Origin of the sequence: Citrobacter sp. MGH 55 (assembly GCF_016906145.1) — a bacterium.
Classification (GTDB): Bacteria; Pseudomonadota; Gammaproteobacteria; order Enterobacterales; family Enterobacteriaceae; genus Citrobacter_A; species Citrobacter_A amalonaticus.
Map to the genome: position 1 here is coordinate 1,190,934 of NZ_CP070239.1, position 16,301 is coordinate 1,207,234.

Here is a 16,301-nt window from a genome sequence, read left to right on the forward strand (position 1 = left end):
TCGGCTCCAGCTGATTTTTCATCTGCTCCGGCGTCAGGCCGCACTGTGCCAGCCACGTCCGGCTGGCTTCGCTGAGTTCCCCGCGCCGTAGTTCCGCATCCAGATTATCCACCATCGCCACCAGTTCCGGCGGGAAGGTCACGTTTGCTTCCTGCTGAAATTTCTCSGCCAGYGTGCGGCGGATGGCTTTGGTCAGTTCTCCGGTAGCCGTTTCAATACGGATGAGCGGGGTGAAGCTCCCCGGCAGGTACACCGTCTGGATGCGGGTTTTGTCCGTCTGCGTGGTGGTCAGCCGGTYGCCATCCYRGSCGTACCACACGGTTTCCTGCAGCGCYGGTTGTGAACACGARCCATCGTGAAAAACCGTACATGCCCACACCCGTTTGCTGAYGCGGCGGCCCGGCGGGTCGTAAAGATAACGGCTTTCCGTCAGCACGTTGCCTGCCTGCATCCGGCGGTAGTGCACCAGCCGGTGCTGGTTATCATACTCATAATGATGCGACAGGCTGCCGTGCGGGTGTATCCGGCGTTCATCTTTCTCCGTCAGCCTGCCGTGTTCGTCATAATGATAAAAGTTATCCACATCCTGGCTGATGCGGTTATCCCGGAAATGGTCCGGCAGCATCGGGTATTTATCCCGCTGCGCTGTCCGGTTGCCCGCCGGGTCGGTGAACGTCCACTGCGCCAGGTCGTGGTGGGGCGATGTGATATGTGTRCCGAGGAGCCTCCCGGCGTCGMCGTACTGATAATCCCGCTGCTCATGCTGCCCGCKGATGCGGACMAGCTGTCCGCCGCTGTTCCAGGTGTAGTCGCGGTTAAGCTGAAGAATGCTGAGGTGATGGCGCTGTAGCTGACCGCCCGGCGTGTATGCCGTGGTCAGGTCGTATTCGCCGAAGCGGCGCTGCGTTTCCCGGTGCAGGCGGTCGCGGGTGAASTCRAYMAGCGGCGTGTCGCCGAGCTTCATGCCGGCCAGATACCCGCTGCCATACGTGAGCCACGCCACCGGGGGAAGGGCGTCCGGTGTCACGCGGTCCGGCAGTCCCTTATCGCTGTAATCGTGCCGGGTTTCGTGCTGCCACAGCAGCTCTCCCGTTTCGGGATGCTGCACCGTCTGGCGTTCAAGGTTCATCCGTCCCTGTTTATCGTACTCATACTGCACGGCGACGCGGTGGCCGTCGCTGAGATGGCTGACTTCGGCCAGCCAGCCGYGCGCGTTGTACTGCCAGCGCTCTGCCTCTTCATCATTCACCGTTCGGTATGTCAGSCGGTCTGACGCATCGTAATGCCASAGGGTGACRAGGCTTTCGTCCTCACTGCGGATAAGCTGCCCGGTAATACCGTACTGATAACGCTGYGTYCTGCCGTCAAAGCCCGTTTCCTGCACCAGCCTGTCCAGCACATCATAAGCGAAGGTGGTGTGGCTGCCGTTTTCGTTGGTCAGTTGCGTCACACGGCCTGCGGCATCGTATGCCATCTGCCGGGTCAGGCCGCCAGTGGTGGTGCTCACCGGGTGTCCAGCGGCATCATACTCTGTGGTCTGCCTGCTGCCGTCCGGGTGGAGCACGACCATCAGGTCGCCCGCGATGCTGTACTCATAGCGGGTTTCGTGGCCCTGTGCATTTTTCTGGCTGACCAGTCTGCCCCGGTCATCGTAAGCACGGTACTGGCTGAGGCCTTCTTCCTGATGAAGGGCAGTGACCTGCCCGAAGCGGCCGTATTCATAACGGGTCTGGTAGCCTGAGCAGTCGGTGAAGGTGAGCAACTGCCCGTAGCGGCTCCACGTCATCTGTTTCCGGCTGCCGGTGGCGTCTTCGGTGGCGGACGGGTATTCACTGTGCGGGTCAGCATACACATAGCGGGTGGTGCTGCCGTCGCGCAGGATTTCGGCGGTGAGTCTGCCCTGAACGTCGTATTCCTGCCGGTTTTGCAGGCCGTCCGGGTATACGGTGTCCGTCAACTGGCGCTGGCTGTTGTAGTAAAATTCAGTACGCCTGCCGTCTGGCGCGATGATTTCTTTTAACTGGCCGGAGCCGGGACTCAGACGGTATTCCGTTTTGCGGCCCGCCGCATCGGTCTGTGCAATAAGTCTCCCTGCCGGGTCGTATTCACTGTGAATGGCGCTGCCATCGGAGCGTTCCTGTTTCACTACCCGCTTCAGCCCGCCTTCGCCTTCGGTGTGCAGCACCTCGCGRCGGTTCAGGCTGTCGGTGATAATGACGCGGTTCTGTTCATACGCATAGGCATAGCTTAAGCCTTCCGGGTTACGCTGTTCCGTTACCTGCCCGGCGATGTCATAGCGATAGCGTATCTCTGGTCTGCCCGCATAACGGTGTGCCACCATGCGTCCCGGATGCGGCGGGTCATACGTAAAATGGCGTACTGCCGTGCCGCTGCGGTCGTATACCGTTGCCAGTTCGCCACGCGGGGAATAGTCGTATCGCGCCAGCGGCGCGGCGCGGCGGGCAGAATATCCGGGTATTCCGGGTCGTGGGTCAGCCATACTTCTGCCAGACGAAGGCCGTTGTCCGTGTCGTACGCGGTGGCGGGCAGAGCATCCGGGAAGGGAAGGGGTTTTGTGCCACTGGCGGTTACCTGCTTCCGGTACTGTGCTGCCCGCTGCGCCTGCGTGGTCAGCACCAGCCGGAAGCGGCGGCCTGCRCCGTCCGTCACGGCGGTGATTTCCCCGGCTGCATCACCGGTAGCGGCACGATGGAAGACCATTCTCCGCCCTAAATTGTCCACCAGAGCCGTCAGCGTCCGGTACGGCGGCAGCGGGGCAGGTAAGGGTTCCTCCGCTCCCGGTACGCGCKCAGACCAGCCSAGKATCCACCACGGTCCCTGAACGCTGCTGGTYGCCAGATACASRTGTGGACTGGTGCGAATGTCTTCCGRCAACGACAGCCATAGTGTGTGCAGCGGATTGCTTTCATGCAGCRCCGGCACGCCGCCCCGCGCCAGCCAGAGCGATTCGCTGCGGCTGAAGGCGGTTTCACCGGGAAACAGCGGCTCGAAATGAATACTGCGCCCGCCGTTGTCGTTGAGTATCAGTTCTTCATCGCGGATTTGTAAGCGGATATCGAAGGGSGCTTTCCAGCCGGGGCCRAARATRCYCACCGGTGCAGGCGTTTTCGTCCGGTAGCTGYTGTARGTYCTSGAGAGCACAAACGGYAACGGRCCSGGCAGGGCGAAATCGGTTTCGCCGGGCWGCACCTTTGCACCCAGCAACGGRTTGACYGGRTTACCGGAAGTCATCCCTCCCGGGCAGACCGAACAGGCCACACCGGTRGGKGYGCCAATCATCACRCCCGCTGARCCCTGGAYTATNAGGCCRCCCTTCATGGTGCCGTCGCCCWGACGCGCCGCCGGTTTTCCRCTCATGCTTAAACCCTTTTTGCATATAAATCAGAAGGATTACCTTAAGCTGGCATCACGGGGGAAAACTGCGAGGGGAGAGCAATATTGCCCGGATTCGGAAAACGTTTAGGCGGGAGGAAAAAAGCCCAGCGCGCAGGCTGGGCAAAATGTTACCAATTACACACTTAAGCGGTTCTTAACTGCTGAATTTTTCTTTCCCGGCGTATTTTACGCTCTTCCATAACCGCAACCATCGCCATCAGGCAGATACAGCCGATAGCGGCGGCGTCCAGCGCAGCGAAGGTACCCGCCCAGCCGGTCAAACCAAACACTGGCGTACCGTCGGCAATCATCCCCAGACCTAACTTGGCAAAGCTATCGCCGATCAAGTACGCAAAGGTACCCTTGATACCGTCCGCCGCACCAATGGCTTTTTTCGGAACAAAACCCACCGCCGCCACGCCAATCAACAGTTGCGGGCCAAACACCAGGAAGCCGAGCGCAAACAGTGACGCGAGATAGACATACTGGTTGCTGGCATGTTGGTACACGCCAAGCGTCGCGATGATCAGCGCCAGCGCCACGCAGGCCACCAGCGCACGACGTCCATTCGCCAGATCCGAGAGCCAACCCCACAGCAGCGTACCGACCAGCGCCCCCACCTCAAACAAGGTAAAGCCCTGAATTGCCACCTCTTTTGACAGTTTCAGCTCCTGGAAAGCGTACACGGTAGACCACTGATCGATGCCGATACGCACCACGTACAGGAAGATGTTCGAGAAACAGAGCAGCCAGATCACTTTGTTTTTCAGCACGTATTCAACGAAGATCTGCCATTTGGTCATGTCATTTTCTTCGGTCTCTTTATCCTCTTCGCTGATCTCTTCGCCGAACAGTTCTTCAGCTTTACCGAGGCCATACGATTCCGGCGAGTCGCTACCAAAGCGCAGACCGATAAAGCCAACAATCAGAGCGATAATCGACGGGAAGATAAACATCCCAATCACGTGTCCGTCGAACAGCACGTTCGCACCGAACAGCGCCACGCCTGCCGCACCTGCGCCGCCAAGGTTATGAGAGATATTCCAGAAGCCGAGGAAAGTGCCGCGCTTACGGCGAGGCGTCCATTTAGTGATAGTGGAATAGCTGCACGAGCCGCCGGTGCTCTGGAAGAAACCACTCAGGGCATAGAAGGCGATCATCAGGAACAGGCTTACGGAACCCGTTCCCATGCTGGCGCTGAAGCCGAGCATACAAATTGCAGAGAGGATCAGCATAAACGGCAGGAACTGCTTGGTGTTTTTGCCGTCCGCATAATAGGAAACCAGCGTTTTACCCACGCCGTAGGTGATGGAGAACCCCAGACCAATCATCCCCAGTTGCGTCATGCTCAACCCGTAGGTGGAAATCATATCGTTCTGGGCTATGTTAAAGTTCTTTCGGATCAAATACATAGTCAGGTAGCCGATGAAGACCACCAGATAAGACTGCATGAACGGTTTGAACCACATCTTGCGCCGCACATCGAGCGGCAGATCCAGGGTCGGTTTACGTACCTGGTTTAGAAAAGCCAGCATAGGACACTCCCGGGCTAATTTTTATACCTGCGAATGGCAGGCATTGTAAAAATCAGTCGGGAGACATGCCTGAGACAGCGTCCAGGCGAAACCGGGAAAATTTCTTAGTTTTGCCCCACTCGCGGTAAAAAAGTGAACTGCATCACGCTTCGCTGGCCTCACGTGGAGCCTGGGCGTTGAGGAATGGCAGTAACAGCAGGGCGGAGATCCCGGCAGCGATAGCGATGACCACGAAGAAACCGGTCCAGTGCCAGGTTTCCAGTACCTGCGCCAGCGGCCAGCCGGAAAGCGATGCACCGAGATAAGCAAACAGCCCAACAAATCCGGTTGCCGCCCCTGCCGCCTCTTTGTGCGAACACTCCGCCGCCGCCATACCGATCAGCATCTGCGGGCCAAAGACAAAGAATCCGGTGGTGAAGAAGCAGGCCGCCTGCATTACATAACTGGCAAACGGCATCAGCCACAGTGAACCCACCGAAAGCAAAATTCCGGCGGCAAAAATCAGGTTCATCGGCCCGCGATTGCCGTTGAACAGTTTGTCTGACCCCCAGCCCGCCACCAGCGCGCCGATAAATCCGCCCAGCTCGAACATCGTCACCGCCATGTTGGCGGACACCAGATCGACGCCCAGCGTCTCGGACATATACAGATTGCCCCAGTCGTTGATGGCGGCGCGCACCACGTACACCAGCACATAACAGAGTGATAGCAGCCAGATATAAGGGTTGAGCAGCACGTATTTCGTGAGGATCTCTTTACGGGTCAGTCCCGCGCCCTCCTGTTGCTGAGCAATTTCCAGGGCATCGTGCTGCCAGTCGCCCACCGGTGGCAGCCCCACGGCCTGGGGACGGTCGCGCAGTCGCCAGCAAAGAAAAATTCCGACGACGATCGCCAGCATTCCGGCCATCATCATCCCGGCACGCCAGCCATAATGCAGTGCCGCAGCAGCCATGACGATCGGAATCAACGCACCGCCAACGTTGTGGGCGGTATTCCAGATAGCCCACCAGCCGCCGCGCTCGTTGCGCGAATACCATGCTGTCAGCAGACGTGCGCACACCGGCGCGCCCCATCCCTGGAAGAAAGCGTTCAGCGCCCACAGCAGGGCAAACGCCCAGAGCGAAGTGGAAAAACCAAACAGAATATTGACGATGCCGGTGGCAATCAGCCCTATCCCCATAAAATAGCGGGCGTTAGAACGATCGCTGACGATGCCGGAAACGAATTTCGACACGCCATAGGTGATGTAAAACAGCGTCGCCAGCAGGCCGATATCGCTGCGGGTTAACACGCCGTTGGCGAGAATGTCCGGGACGGCGGCGTTAAAACTTTTCCGCGTGAAATAGAACAGGGCGTAGCCCAGCCAGATGGTCAGCAGAATATGGCGACGCCAGTAGCGATAAAGATCGTCGATCTCGCGCTTGTCCGTTAACTGCGGCGCATTCGCCGGGGCGTTAAAAAAGGTTAGCATTGCCGCTCCTCAAACGTAACGCAGCGGTAGCGAGACGCTGACTCGCGTACCGTGCGTGCAGGAAATCGTCAGCGAACCGCCGAGCGCCGTAACGCGCTCGCGCATCCCGGTCAGGCCAAAACCCTGCTGACCGGAGCCCGGCGGCAGACCGCTGCCGTCATCCTCAATCACCAGCATCAGCCGCTCGTCCTGCTGCCAGCCCTGCAGAGTCACCGCGCTGGCGTTGGCATGTTTCACTATATTGTTCAGCCCTTCCTGACAGACGCGAAACAGCGTCACCCGCAAACCCTCGCTGAGCGCCGTCTCGTCGATACGCCAGTCGAGATGGCTGACGATGCCGCGACTTTCCAGCTCCATTTCCCGCATCAGCGAGCGGATCGCCTGTTCCAGCGTTAAATCATCCAACTGGCGCGGACGCAGGCGTCCCAGCAGGCGGCGCACGGAATCATAGACGCCCAGCGACAACTGTTCGATAAGCTGTCCGCTCTGCTTCACGCCGCCGTTTTCAACCGCAAGCCGCTGCACGATTCCGGCCTGAGTACGGATCGCGGTGATGGTCTGGCCGATATCATCGTGCAACTCACGCGCCACGTCGCGGCGTACGCTCTCTTCCGTTTCCAGCAGGCGCTCCGCCAGCCGGTGATTACGCGCCAGTTCGTTTTGCAGCGACTGGTTCAGCTCACGCAGACGCTGAATACCCGCGCCAAGCAGCAGTCCGGTCAGGCTTTGCGCCAACAGGGAGAGCAATAAATCTACGGGGTGATCGTGCCAGGTCTGGCTGGCAATCAGCGCGATAGCGTTCATCAGGGTTGCGATCAGTGCCCCCTGCCAGCCGTAATGCCAGGCCAGCGCAATAATCGGCAGCGCCAGACAGAAGGGGGTAAATCGCGAAAGCTCTGCGGGTAATCCCAACTGGAGCCACAGACTGACGCTAAACAGCAGCAGATACCAGATCAGGTGCCGACCGCGCCAGTTCACCGGTTGCGACACCAGCGCCGGACCCAGCGGCAGCCAGGTCGTACTGGTCAGATAATGCCAGAACACCAGGCAGATCGGTGCCAGCGTCAGTCCGCCGGTCAGGGTCAGCAGCAGCGCATTCCACGCTTCCTCCCCCTGTCCCAGCCAGGGCAGCGACTGCAACAGCGCTGCCGCCGTCAACGCCGCGCCCTGAAGCAGCAGCGTTCGCCAGTCACGCTGATGGCGATAACGGGAGATCAGCGCCACGGGCAGCAGCGTCAACAGGCCGCCAATCAGCAAAAGGGGAAGATGCGCCAGCGCCACTTCCTGCGCCAGCCAGAAGGTCAGCAGCCATTCCGCGCCCAGCAATACCGGCCAATAGCCGCGTGGACATTGCAGCATCAGCCCCAGGCGCAAACCAAACGGGAACAGCAGTACCGCCAGTTCCGGACGCTCAACCAGATGCAGGCTGATGCTCCACAGACAAAACCAGGCGGCAGAGAAAATAAAAAAACAGGCGAGAACGGTGATAAACCGTGACAACAGGGTTTTCATTGCCAGCCGTCAAACATGCGCCGCGCCAGCTCAACGTCATTGCTGACGCCCAGTTTTTCCATCAGGTTTGCGCGATGGACGTGCACCGTTTTCGGCGATAGCCCCAGCTCGACAGCAATCTCTTTTACCGCCATCCCCTGCGCCAGTTTTTCCGCCACCTGGCGCTCGCGCCGGGTCAGCGGATCCTGGCGGCCAGCCGCCAGTTTGACGGCGATTTCTGGCGTCAAATAACAACCGCCGGTAGCCACGGTATGTACTGCGGCAATCAGTTCATCCGGGCTGCAGCGTTTAGAGAGAAAGCCGCGCGCCCCGGCGTTCAGCGCCTGTTCCACCAGCGCCGGGCTGTCGTGTACCGAGAGCATGATGGTCGCCATCCCTTTTGGCAACTGGCTCAACAGCTCCAGACCGGAGATATCCGGCATCGAGATGTCGCAAATACACACCTGAACACCGCGTCCCGGCAATCCCGCCAGCGCCTCACGCCCCGAGCCAAACTCGGCGACCACCTGTAAATCGGCCTCCAGCCCAAGCAATTGGGCAAAGCCGGAGCGAACGATAAGGTGGTCGTCTATAAGGGCAACGGTAATCATGGTTCTGTCCTGGCGGGTAAAAAAAACGCGCTTACCTTAACGATAAGCGCGTTGCTGTTCAAGCCTTGAGCGATCAGGCGATACCCGTGGTGACCGTAAAACTCCGCGTTTGTTGCGGCGGCACGTCAAGTAATGAGCCATTTCGCTGGGCGGCGAGAAAGCCTTCCGGACGGCATGTGGCGGGCAGGGCGAATGCTGCGACCTGCTGATCGCCGTTATACAGGATCCAGCGGGTGACGTAGTTGAGTTCCGAACTGGCGAAACGGGTGACAAACGTGGTGCCATCCGGGGCGATCATGCGGAATTCGGGTTTATCCGTATACCTGTCCAGTTTATCAGCAAAGAAGACGATTTCCGGATCGTAAAAGTCAGGTTCATTGAGCGCGGCCAGCGACGCGTCGCCTTGTAAGATCCGCTGATTAAACGCCAGCCACTGTGCGGTGGGTTTCACATGCGCCGGGACCGATTCGCGAAGCCGCAGCGCCTCATCCGGGATATTCTGGCTGAAAGTGGCTTCCGGTACGTACGCATAGTTCATGTGGCACATGTACTGTAACGGCATCGCGACGGATGCGAGGTTAGTGACGGCCATCTGAATATCAAACAGCGCGCTCGCTTTATGCATCACCACCGCAGGCTGCGCCTGATAATGATGACCGAATCCCATCACATACTCGTAGCGTCCGGTCACGCGCAGACTGTCGCCGTCCAGTTCCAGCCAGGCCTCGTCCATCGCGGCGCAGGCCATTTCACCGTGCAACGGGTGCGTATCTTCCGGCGACGGGCAGCCATTGGCCAGCAGGCCGGAATGGAAGGCAAAACAGCCATAGGTCGCCACGACTTCCGTTGCGGGTTTCGGCTGGCGGAACATGTTGCGCATGGTCAGATCGTGACCATCAAACCGGGCATCCCAGATCATCTGCCCCATCCAGGGCAGAATCACCAGATGACCACGACTGTTCTGCACCTTCAGCCCTTCCACACCGCTGGCATAACGAAAGGCAGTGACCGTGAAATCACAGTTCTCCAGCAGGACTTGAGGATGTTCACCAAAGAGCGTCCGCCACAGCGTAATACGTGTTGTCATCATCGTTCTCCTCAGGATGCAGTCGCTTCAGCCAGGCTGCGCACTTTGCTTTCACGCCAGAAGTAAACCCCTACGTAAACGAAGCACAGCATGGAGACGAGGAACGAGAGTTGTAGCGAGTGGAACATATCCGCCACATAACCCTGAATCGCCGGAACCACGGCGGCGCCAACGATGGCCATCACAATCACCGCACCCGCCATTTCAGTGTGTTCGTTATCGACCGTATCCAGCGTACCGGCATAGATGGTCGCCCAGCAAGGTCCAAACAGAATGCTCACCAGTACCGCGACGTATACCGCGCTAAAGCTCGGAGCCAGCGAAACATAGGCAAGGAACAGCGCGCCAATAACGGTGTAGAGAATCAACACCTTTTCCGGATTAAAGCGGGTCATCAGGATATTGGCGATAAACTTACCGATAAAGAAGCAGGCAAAGCTATAGACCATGAAGTTAGAAGCATCACGCTCGTTGATATCGCCCAACTCCAGCGCCAGACGGATGGTGAATGACCACACGGCAACCTGCATTCCCACGTACAGAAACTGCGCCACAATACCGCGGCGGAAACGGGCATTGCTCGCCAGATAGCGCAATGTGTCCATCGCTGACGGGCGTTTATGGTTGGCGGTTTGCGCTACTTTGCAGGTCGGGAAGCGGGTCAGCAGGAACAGTACCATCACCACCACCAGAACCATAATCATGTACTTATACGGCTCAAGGGTGTTTTCCAGCATCAACACTTTAAAGTTATGGATCTGCTCGGCATTCATCCCCGCCATCTGTTTTTCCAGACTATCGCCTTCGGAAAAGACCAGATATTTACCCAGCAAAATGCCGGACGCCGCGCCAATCGGATAGAAAGTCTGACTGATATTCAACCGTAAGGTGGCGTAGGCTTTTGGACCGATCATCGAACTGTAGGTGTTCGCCGCGGTTTCCAGGAAGCTCAGACCAATGGCAATCGCGAAGATCGCCGCAAGGAACATGGTGTAAGTGGCCATGTGTGAGGCCGGGAAAAAGAGCGTACAGCCGACGATATACAGCGTCAGGCCGATTAATATCGCTACTTTATAACTGGTCTTTTTAATCACCAGGGATGCCGGGATCGCAATTAAAAAATAACCGCCATAAAAGGCGCTCTGAACTAATGCTGAGGCAAAGTTGCTGAGTGAAAATACGCTTTTGAATTGCGTAATCAAAATATCATTTAATGCGGCTGCGCATCCCCATAACGGGAATAAACAGGATAACAAAATAAACTGGAACAGAGGGGTCTTATTCAGATATCCATCGGGCATCTGAATGATGTTTTTATCGTTCATAGTGCTACCTTTTACAGTGCAGGAGTATTATTCGTTTAGGGTAAGAAATTCATTAAATTGTTCGATACTCGGATAAGAGGATTGTGTGCCTTTCCCGGTAACGCTAAACGCAGCGAAAAGGACGGCTTTCTTCATCGCGGCTTCGACATCTCCGCTCTGGACATAGTAATGGGCAAAGCAACCGATAAAAGCATCGCCTGCGCCACTGGTATCAACAGCATTAACGCGAAACGCCGGAACATGAACTTCCTGGTCACGCGTCATCCATAACGCACCTTTTTCGCCCATGGTGACAATTATATTGTTTAACCCTTTATCCACCAGAGAGCGGGCGGCGGCACGAATATGGTCATACGAGTCCACCGACATGCCGGTTAATATTTCCAGCTCGGTTTCATTCGGTACAAAGAAATCACATTTACAGGCGTACGACATATCTAATTCCCGCAATGCCGGAGCGGGATTTAATAACACTTCAATGCCATGCTTTTTGCTAAATTCAATAGCGTGATAAACCGTCTCCAGCTGAACTTCCAGTTGCAAGACAATAAGCTGACATTTTTTTAAATCTTCCGCAGCGCGATCGATATCTTCCGGAGAGAGAAATTTGTTCGCCCCTTTAATAATAAGAATGCTGTTACTGGAGTTCGCATTCACAAAAATCGGCGCCACGCCGCTACTGGTGCACGGGACTTTTTCGACATAGGTGGTGTTGATGCCCCAGGATTCGAGATTGCGAATCGTGTTATCCGCAAAGATATCGTCACCGACTTTGGTCAGCATCAGCACTTTCGAATTGAGTTTCGCCGCAGCAACAGCTTGATTCGCACCTTTACCACCGCAGCCGATTTTAAACGCTGGCGCTTCCAGGGTTTCCCCTTCTTTGGGCATCTGATTGGTGTAGGTGATGAGATCCACCATGTTAGAGCCAATAACCGCGATATCCATTTTACTACCTCTCAGAAACAATCACACAACAATGATATTAAAATAACATTATCATGTTACTTCCGTATCATTTGTGACTACGATCGCGATTGGAAGATCATTTCACTGTTTATTTATTAGGCGCATTATGCACATGCAATCACCCTTCCCCATCCATCAATAGTTACAATTAACTGAAATTAAACTAGTTATAATCAAAGAAACGCGAACGAACGCGCTTTTAATTCCTGCCTGCCGGACGTATAGTAATGCAGCAACATAATGTTCCAGTGGACACAAAAATGTTACTGATGGAACATACGCAACATGAATCGCGGAGAAGGTGAATGGAAACCAAGCAAAAAGAACGTATTCGACGTCTGATGGAACTGTTGAAGAAGACCGACCGCATCCATCTGAAAGACGCCGCGCGGATGCTGGAGGTTTCCGTGATGACCATCCGCCGCGACCTTAGTCAGGATGACGAACCGTTACCCCTGACGCTGCTCGGCGGCTATATCGTCATGGTGAATAAACCTGCCGCGTCCTCTCACGCCCCGCTGCCTGCGGTTAAAACCCATCATCGCGACGATTTGCCTGTCGCGATCCTGGCGGCCGGTCTGGTGAGCGAAAACGATCTGATCTTTTTTGATAATGGTCCGGAGATGCCGTTGGTGATCAGCATGATCCCGGACGAGATCACCTTTACCGGGATCTGCTACTCGCACCAGGTTTTTATCGCGCTCAATGAAAAACCCAACGCCACAGCGATCCTCTGCGGGGGAACCTATCGGGCGAAGAGCGATGCGTTCTACGATGCCAATAACCCGTCACCACTGGATTCACTGAATCCGCGGAAAGTCTTTATCTCCGCCAGCGGCGTACACGAGCACTTCGGCGTCAGTTGGTTTAACCCGGACGACCTTGCCACTAAGCGTAAAGCGATGGAGCGCGGACTACGTAAAGTTTTACTGACGCGTTACGCCCTGTTCGATGAGGTCGCTCCCGCCAGCATCGGCCCGCTTTCCACCTTTGATGTCCTGATATGCGATCGTCCGTTACCGGCAGATTACGCCACTCACTGCCGGAACGGTTCTGTCAACGTGATTACCCCTGATTCAGACGGCGATTAATTTACTCAAAGAACACGGCAATTTTGTTGAACATCGTCGGGTCTGACTGATTACGTACCACTTTCACCACATCTTCCAGCTTATCGATTTGGCTAATCATCTGCTCCAGACGCTGATCGTCGTTGACCAGAAGCCAGATGCGGCTCTGGTCGCTACTCTGAATCGGCAGACAGAGGATGCCCTCGACGTTAAATGCACGGCGGGCAAAGAGTCCGCAAACGTGGGTCATAACGCCTGGGTGGTTGCGGACGGTGAGTTCCAGAATGACGTTCTCATGTGATTGTTTCTGCATGGCTTATTCCCCCACCATCTCTGTATTTGCCGCGCCTGGCGGTACCATTGGATACACTTTTTCTTCTGCATCAATGCGGACATGGATCAACGCCGGTCCCGGCCGACTGATGATCTCCTGCAATGCCGCCTGCGGGTCCGCTTCATTATTCAGATCGCAGGTATGCAAACCAAATCCGGCAGCAATCTGCATGAAGTTGATGGTTCCCGGATAGGTCGCCGCAAAAACGCCCTGCTTGTAAAACAGACTCTGCTGTTGATGCACCAGCCCCAGCGCTTCGTTATTCATCAGGATGATTTTCACATCCAGTTGGTTTTCGCTGGCGGTCGCCATCTCCTGAATGTTCATCATCAGACTGCCATCGCCGGAGAAGCACAGTACTTTCTTATCCGGGTTCGCCAGCGCCGCGCCAATTGCCGCCGGCAGACCAAATCCCATGGTGCCCAGCCCGCCAGAGGTCAGCCACTGGCGTGGACGGTTCAGCGGATAGGCCTGCGCCGCCCACATCTGATGCTGGCCCACGTCGGTAGTGATAATCGCGTTGTCGTCCACACAGGCCGCCACGGCGTTGATCAGACCATAATGACTGAGTGGGTCGCTTTCCTGTGGAATGGTACACGGAAATTCACGTTGCAAATCGCTGACCAACTGGTGCCACTCTGCGCGCGGTTTCGCCTCAATTTGTGGAATCAGTTGCGCCAGCACGTCATCCACATCCGCCTGAATCGCGATGTGCGGCTGCTTGATTTTACCCAACTCCGCACGGTCAATATCGACGTGGATAATTTTGGCGTTCGGGCAGAACTGCTCGGTTTTGCCTATCGCCCGGTCATCAAAACGAGCGCCCAGCACGATCAGCAGATCCGCCTCTTGCAGGATGAAGTTGGTGCTGCGTGCGCCGTGCATCCCTAACATGCCTAACGACAACGGATGCGCTTTCGGCAGCATTCCCAGCGCCATCAACGTCATGGTGGTCGGCAACTGCGCCTTTTCCGCCAGTTCACGCACCCGCTGTGGCGCATTAATCACCCCACCACCGAGGTACAACACCGGGCGCTGTGCAGCGTTAATCATTGCGGCTGCGTCACGAATGCTGTCTGCACTGAAGTCCGGCGTCGCCATTTTCTGTGCCGGTTCTGGCATCTCGTCAATCTCGAGGACCGCCATCTGGATATCCTTAGGTATGTCTATCCACACCGGGCCAGGACGTCCGGACTGAGCAAGACGAAATGCGTCGCTCATCACCTGCGGGAGTTCATCGATATGTCTGACCAGATAGTTATGTTTTGTGATGGGGATAGAGATGCCGTAGGTGTCCACTTCCTGGAAGGCGTCGGTGCCGATCATGGAGGCCGGAACCTGCCCGGTGATACAGACCATCGGAATAGAATCCAGACGCGCATCCGCAATGGCGGTCACCAGATTGGTCGCGCCCGGCCCGCTACAGGCCATGCATACCGCCGGTTTGCCGTCGGTTCGCGCCATCCCCTGCGCAATAAACCCCGCCCCCTGCTCGTGGCGCGCCAGAATATGGCGGATTTGCGTGCTCTGGCTTAAGGCGTCATAGACGGGAAGAATCGATCCGCCCGGAATGCCAGTGACAATCTTAATGCCCTGACGTTTCAGAAAATGAACGATGAATTCAGCGCCCGTAAAACGCTTACGCTGGGATGTTGATGTTGTGCCCGAACTTGCCATGCTCCAGTCCTTTTGTTCTGGGCCGACGCTCCGGACAGGTCTCTTAAACGAAAAACCCCGCCCGGTTTGCGCCGGCGGGGTTTTGGAATCGTGTGTTGTTCCGGACCCTACGGCGCATTGCCGACGACCACCACCACACGCACGACGACCGCTGCGCGAGATGGCGCAGTGTTTAGTAGGGTCGCAGTCAGCATGGAAGGGTTCATTAGGGACCTTGTCTGTTTAATGATTAACAGGATTTATACAAGCACAGCTTTCATAACCTGACAACGGAAAAATTTTCATCTGCGTAAAAATGCGTCGACGATCACGTTTCGCTAATAAAAACCCCTGAAAACAAAAAACCCCGCCGAAGCGAGGTTTTTTCAGCGGGATGCGGTTGGTTGCCGCAAAGCACACTGTGTTATGTCAACAGCAAAAGTATACGCGTTCTGCGAAGAACACGCAATTTCGGCACGGATTTTGACGCTTTTGAGTATGGATCAGAAGTTCGGTTCTGTCCACAAATACCTGTTCATTCATACAGTATTTATCTATAATATCTCCGTACGCAGTGTGTCAGGTGGGGCCGCATCGTAAACCGGCGCAACAAAGTCCTGGCTGAAACGGGTGGTGCCGTCAGCGCCTTAACCCCCCCGGTGAGCACACTGTGTTATGTCAACAAAGGTGCTGATAACAGGCGGCGGAAAGGCACGTCAGCACCGTGCTCCTTTGCTAAAGGAGACGCGTATGAGCCTCGTGGATATCGCTATTCTTATCCTGAAACTCATTGTTGCAGCCATGCAACTGCTTGATGCTGTTCTGAAATACCTCAAGTAATTCAGATTCAAGTCGCACTAAAGGGGAGCGGGCAACCGCTCCCCTTTTACATCGCAGATGCTTATGCGGCGATGATATGTTACGTTTTTATGACATTCCCTGATGACGTCTGCGCTATGACCCTTACCGTTTTCTGCATTTTGCTGTTCGCCGCACTGCTGCACGCCAGCTGGAACGCCATTGTGAAAGCCGGGAACGACAAACTCTACGCCGCCATCAGCGTCAGCGGTTCCGCCGCCATTATGGCGCTCCTGTGCCTGCCCTTTGCGCCACAACCCTCAACCGCCAGCATCCCGTTTTTAGCGGCCTCGACCGCATTACAGGTGGTCTACACCGTACTGGTCGCCAGAACGTATACCGTTTCCGATATGAGTCAGACCTATCCGCTGATGCGCGGGACGGCGCCGCTACTGGTGGCCATCATCAGCGTACTTTTTCTTGGCGACAGCCTGTCCGCCCTGGCCTGGACGGGTATCGCGGTGATCTGCGCCGCCATCCTCGGCATGGCCTTTAACG

General features: G+C 56.2%; 12 protein-coding genes and 2 pseudogenes. 3 read left to right on the forward strand and 11 right to left on the reverse strand.

The annotated features are described in order from the left end of the window. The 8 genes and pseudogenes from JTI98_RS04730 to rbsK form a co-directional block, all read right to left on the reverse strand. Nucleotides 1-3,378, reverse strand: a pseudogene (locus tag JTI98_RS04730) (DUF6531 domain-containing protein); the annotation flags it as partial. Between the two features lie 161 nt (nucleotides 3,379-3,539). Continuing rightward, the gene (gene uhpT, locus JTI98_RS04735) at nucleotides 3,540-4,931 is read right to left on the reverse strand and encodes a hexose-6-phosphate:phosphate antiporter (RefSeq protein ID WP_042998701.1); all 1,392 of its coding nucleotides are present in this window, start codon (nucleotides 4,929-4,931) and stop codon (nucleotides 3,540-3,542) included. 142 nt (nucleotides 4,932-5,073) lie between these two features. Next, entirely contained in the window at nucleotides 5,074-6,402 is a 1,329-nt protein-coding gene (locus tag JTI98_RS04740) for an MFS transporter (protein ID WP_044326829.1), read from the reverse strand. A 9-nt stretch (nucleotides 6,403-6,411) separates the two neighbouring features. Next, on the reverse strand, nucleotides 6,412-7,914 hold the full coding sequence (gene uhpB / locus JTI98_RS04745) for a signal transduction histidine-protein kinase/phosphatase UhpB (RefSeq protein WP_042998703.1): 1,503 nt from the start codon (nucleotides 7,912-7,914) through the stop codon (nucleotides 6,412-6,414). Beyond that, nucleotides 7,911-8,504: a transcriptional regulator UhpA gene (gene uhpA, locus JTI98_RS04750; RefSeq protein WP_042998704.1), complete on the reverse strand. Its 594-nt coding sequence runs from the start codon at nucleotides 8,502-8,504 to the stop codon at nucleotides 7,911-7,913. The genes uhpB and uhpA overlap by 4 nt, the downstream gene beginning before the upstream one ends. Nucleotides 8,505-8,577: 73 nt before the next feature. Continuing rightward, complete coding sequence (locus JTI98_RS04755; RefSeq protein WP_042998705.1) at nucleotides 8,578-9,591, reverse strand: aldose 1-epimerase family protein; 1,014 nt, start codon at nucleotides 9,589-9,591, stop codon at nucleotides 8,578-8,580. Nucleotides 9,592-9,602: 11 nt separating this feature from the next. Then, nucleotides 9,603-10,916 (reverse strand): L-fucose:H+ symporter permease, encoded by a 1,314-nt coding sequence (gene fucP / locus JTI98_RS04760; RefSeq protein WP_216081987.1) that lies wholly within the window; start codon nucleotides 10,914-10,916, stop codon nucleotides 9,603-9,605. Between the two features lie 27 nt (nucleotides 10,917-10,943). After that, entirely contained in the window at nucleotides 10,944-11,864 is a 921-nt protein-coding gene (gene rbsK, locus JTI98_RS04765) for a ribokinase (RefSeq protein ID WP_216081988.1), read from the reverse strand. A 326-nt stretch (nucleotides 11,865-12,190) separates the two neighbouring features. Here rbsK and JTI98_RS04770 point away from each other — a divergent pair, with 326 nt between their 5' ends. Continuing rightward, nucleotides 12,191-12,976: a DeoR family transcriptional regulator gene (locus JTI98_RS04770; RefSeq protein WP_058587353.1), complete on the forward strand. Its 786-nt coding sequence runs from the start codon at nucleotides 12,191-12,193 to the stop codon at nucleotides 12,974-12,976. A gap of 1 nt (nucleotide 12,977) precedes the next feature. On the opposite strand, the gene ilvN is transcribed toward JTI98_RS04770, so the two are convergent. From ilvN to ivbL, 3 genes are all read right to left on the reverse strand, one after another. Then, nucleotides 12,978-13,268 carry an acetolactate synthase small subunit gene (gene ilvN, locus JTI98_RS04775; protein ID WP_042998709.1) on the reverse strand — a complete coding sequence of 97 codons (291 nt, stop codon included), beginning with the start codon at nucleotides 13,266-13,268 and terminating at the stop codon, nucleotides 12,978-12,980. Nucleotides 13,269-13,271: 3 nt separating this feature from the next. Beyond that, a complete protein-coding gene (ilvB, locus tag JTI98_RS04780) occupies nucleotides 13,272-14,966 on the reverse strand; it encodes an acetolactate synthase large subunit (protein ID WP_216081989.1) in 1,695 nt (564 codons plus the stop codon). Between the two features lie 107 nt (nucleotides 14,967-15,073). Further along, nucleotides 15,074-15,172: an ilvB operon leader peptide IvbL gene (gene ivbL / locus JTI98_RS04785; protein ID WP_042998711.1), complete on the reverse strand. Its 99-nt coding sequence runs from the start codon at nucleotides 15,170-15,172 to the stop codon at nucleotides 15,074-15,076. A gap of 523 nt (nucleotides 15,173-15,695) precedes the next feature. On the opposite strand from ivbL, the gene tisB reads away from it, so the two are divergent. Continuing rightward, nucleotides 15,696-15,785: a type I toxin-antitoxin system toxin TisB gene (gene tisB, locus JTI98_RS04790; RefSeq protein WP_042323479.1), complete on the forward strand. Its 90-nt coding sequence runs from the start codon at nucleotides 15,696-15,698 to the stop codon at nucleotides 15,783-15,785. Between the two features lie 116 nt (nucleotides 15,786-15,901). Then, nucleotides 15,902-16,301: pseudogene (locus tag JTI98_RS21125) on the forward strand (EamA family transporter); the annotation flags it as partial.

Excerpts from the sequence above, each read along its gene's own strand:
- uhpT (WP_042998701.1), bottom strand. The coding sequence starts at position 4,931 with ATGCTGGCTTTTCTAAACCAGGTACGTAAACCGACCCTGGATCTGCCG.
- JTI98_RS04740 (WP_044326829.1), bottom strand. The coding sequence starts at position 6,402 with ATGCTAACCTTTTTTAACGCCCCGGCGAATGCGCCGCAGTTAACGGAC.
- uhpB (WP_042998703.1), bottom strand. The coding sequence starts at position 7,914 with ATGAAAACCCTGTTGTCACGGTTTATCACCGTTCTCGCCTGTTTTTTT.
- uhpA (WP_042998704.1), bottom strand. The coding sequence starts at position 8,504 with ATGATTACCGTTGCCCTTATAGACGACCACCTTATCGTTCGCTCCGGC.
- JTI98_RS04755 (WP_042998705.1), bottom strand. The coding sequence starts at position 9,591 with ATGACAACACGTATTACGCTGTGGCGGACGCTCTTTGGTGAACATCCT.
- fucP (WP_216081987.1), bottom strand. The coding sequence starts at position 10,916 with ATGAACGATAAAAACATCATTCAGATGCCCGATGGATATCTGAATAAG.
- rbsK (WP_216081988.1), bottom strand. The coding sequence starts at position 11,864 with ATGGATATCGCGGTTATTGGCTCTAACATGGTGGATCTCATCACCTAC.
- JTI98_RS04770 (WP_058587353.1), top strand. The coding sequence starts at position 12,191 with ATGGAAACCAAGCAAAAAGAACGTATTCGACGTCTGATGGAACTGTTG.
- ilvN (WP_042998709.1), bottom strand. The coding sequence starts at position 13,268 with ATGCAGAAACAATCACATGAGAACGTCATTCTGGAACTCACCGTCCGC.
- ilvB (WP_216081989.1), bottom strand. The coding sequence starts at position 14,966 with ATGGCAAGTTCGGGCACAACATCAACATCCCAGCGTAAGCGTTTTACG.
- ivbL (WP_042998711.1), bottom strand. The coding sequence starts at position 15,172 with ATGAACCCTTCCATGCTGACTGCGACCCTACTAAACACTGCGCCATCT.
- tisB (WP_042323479.1), top strand. The coding sequence starts at position 15,696 with ATGAGCCTCGTGGATATCGCTATTCTTATCCTGAAACTCATTGTTGCA.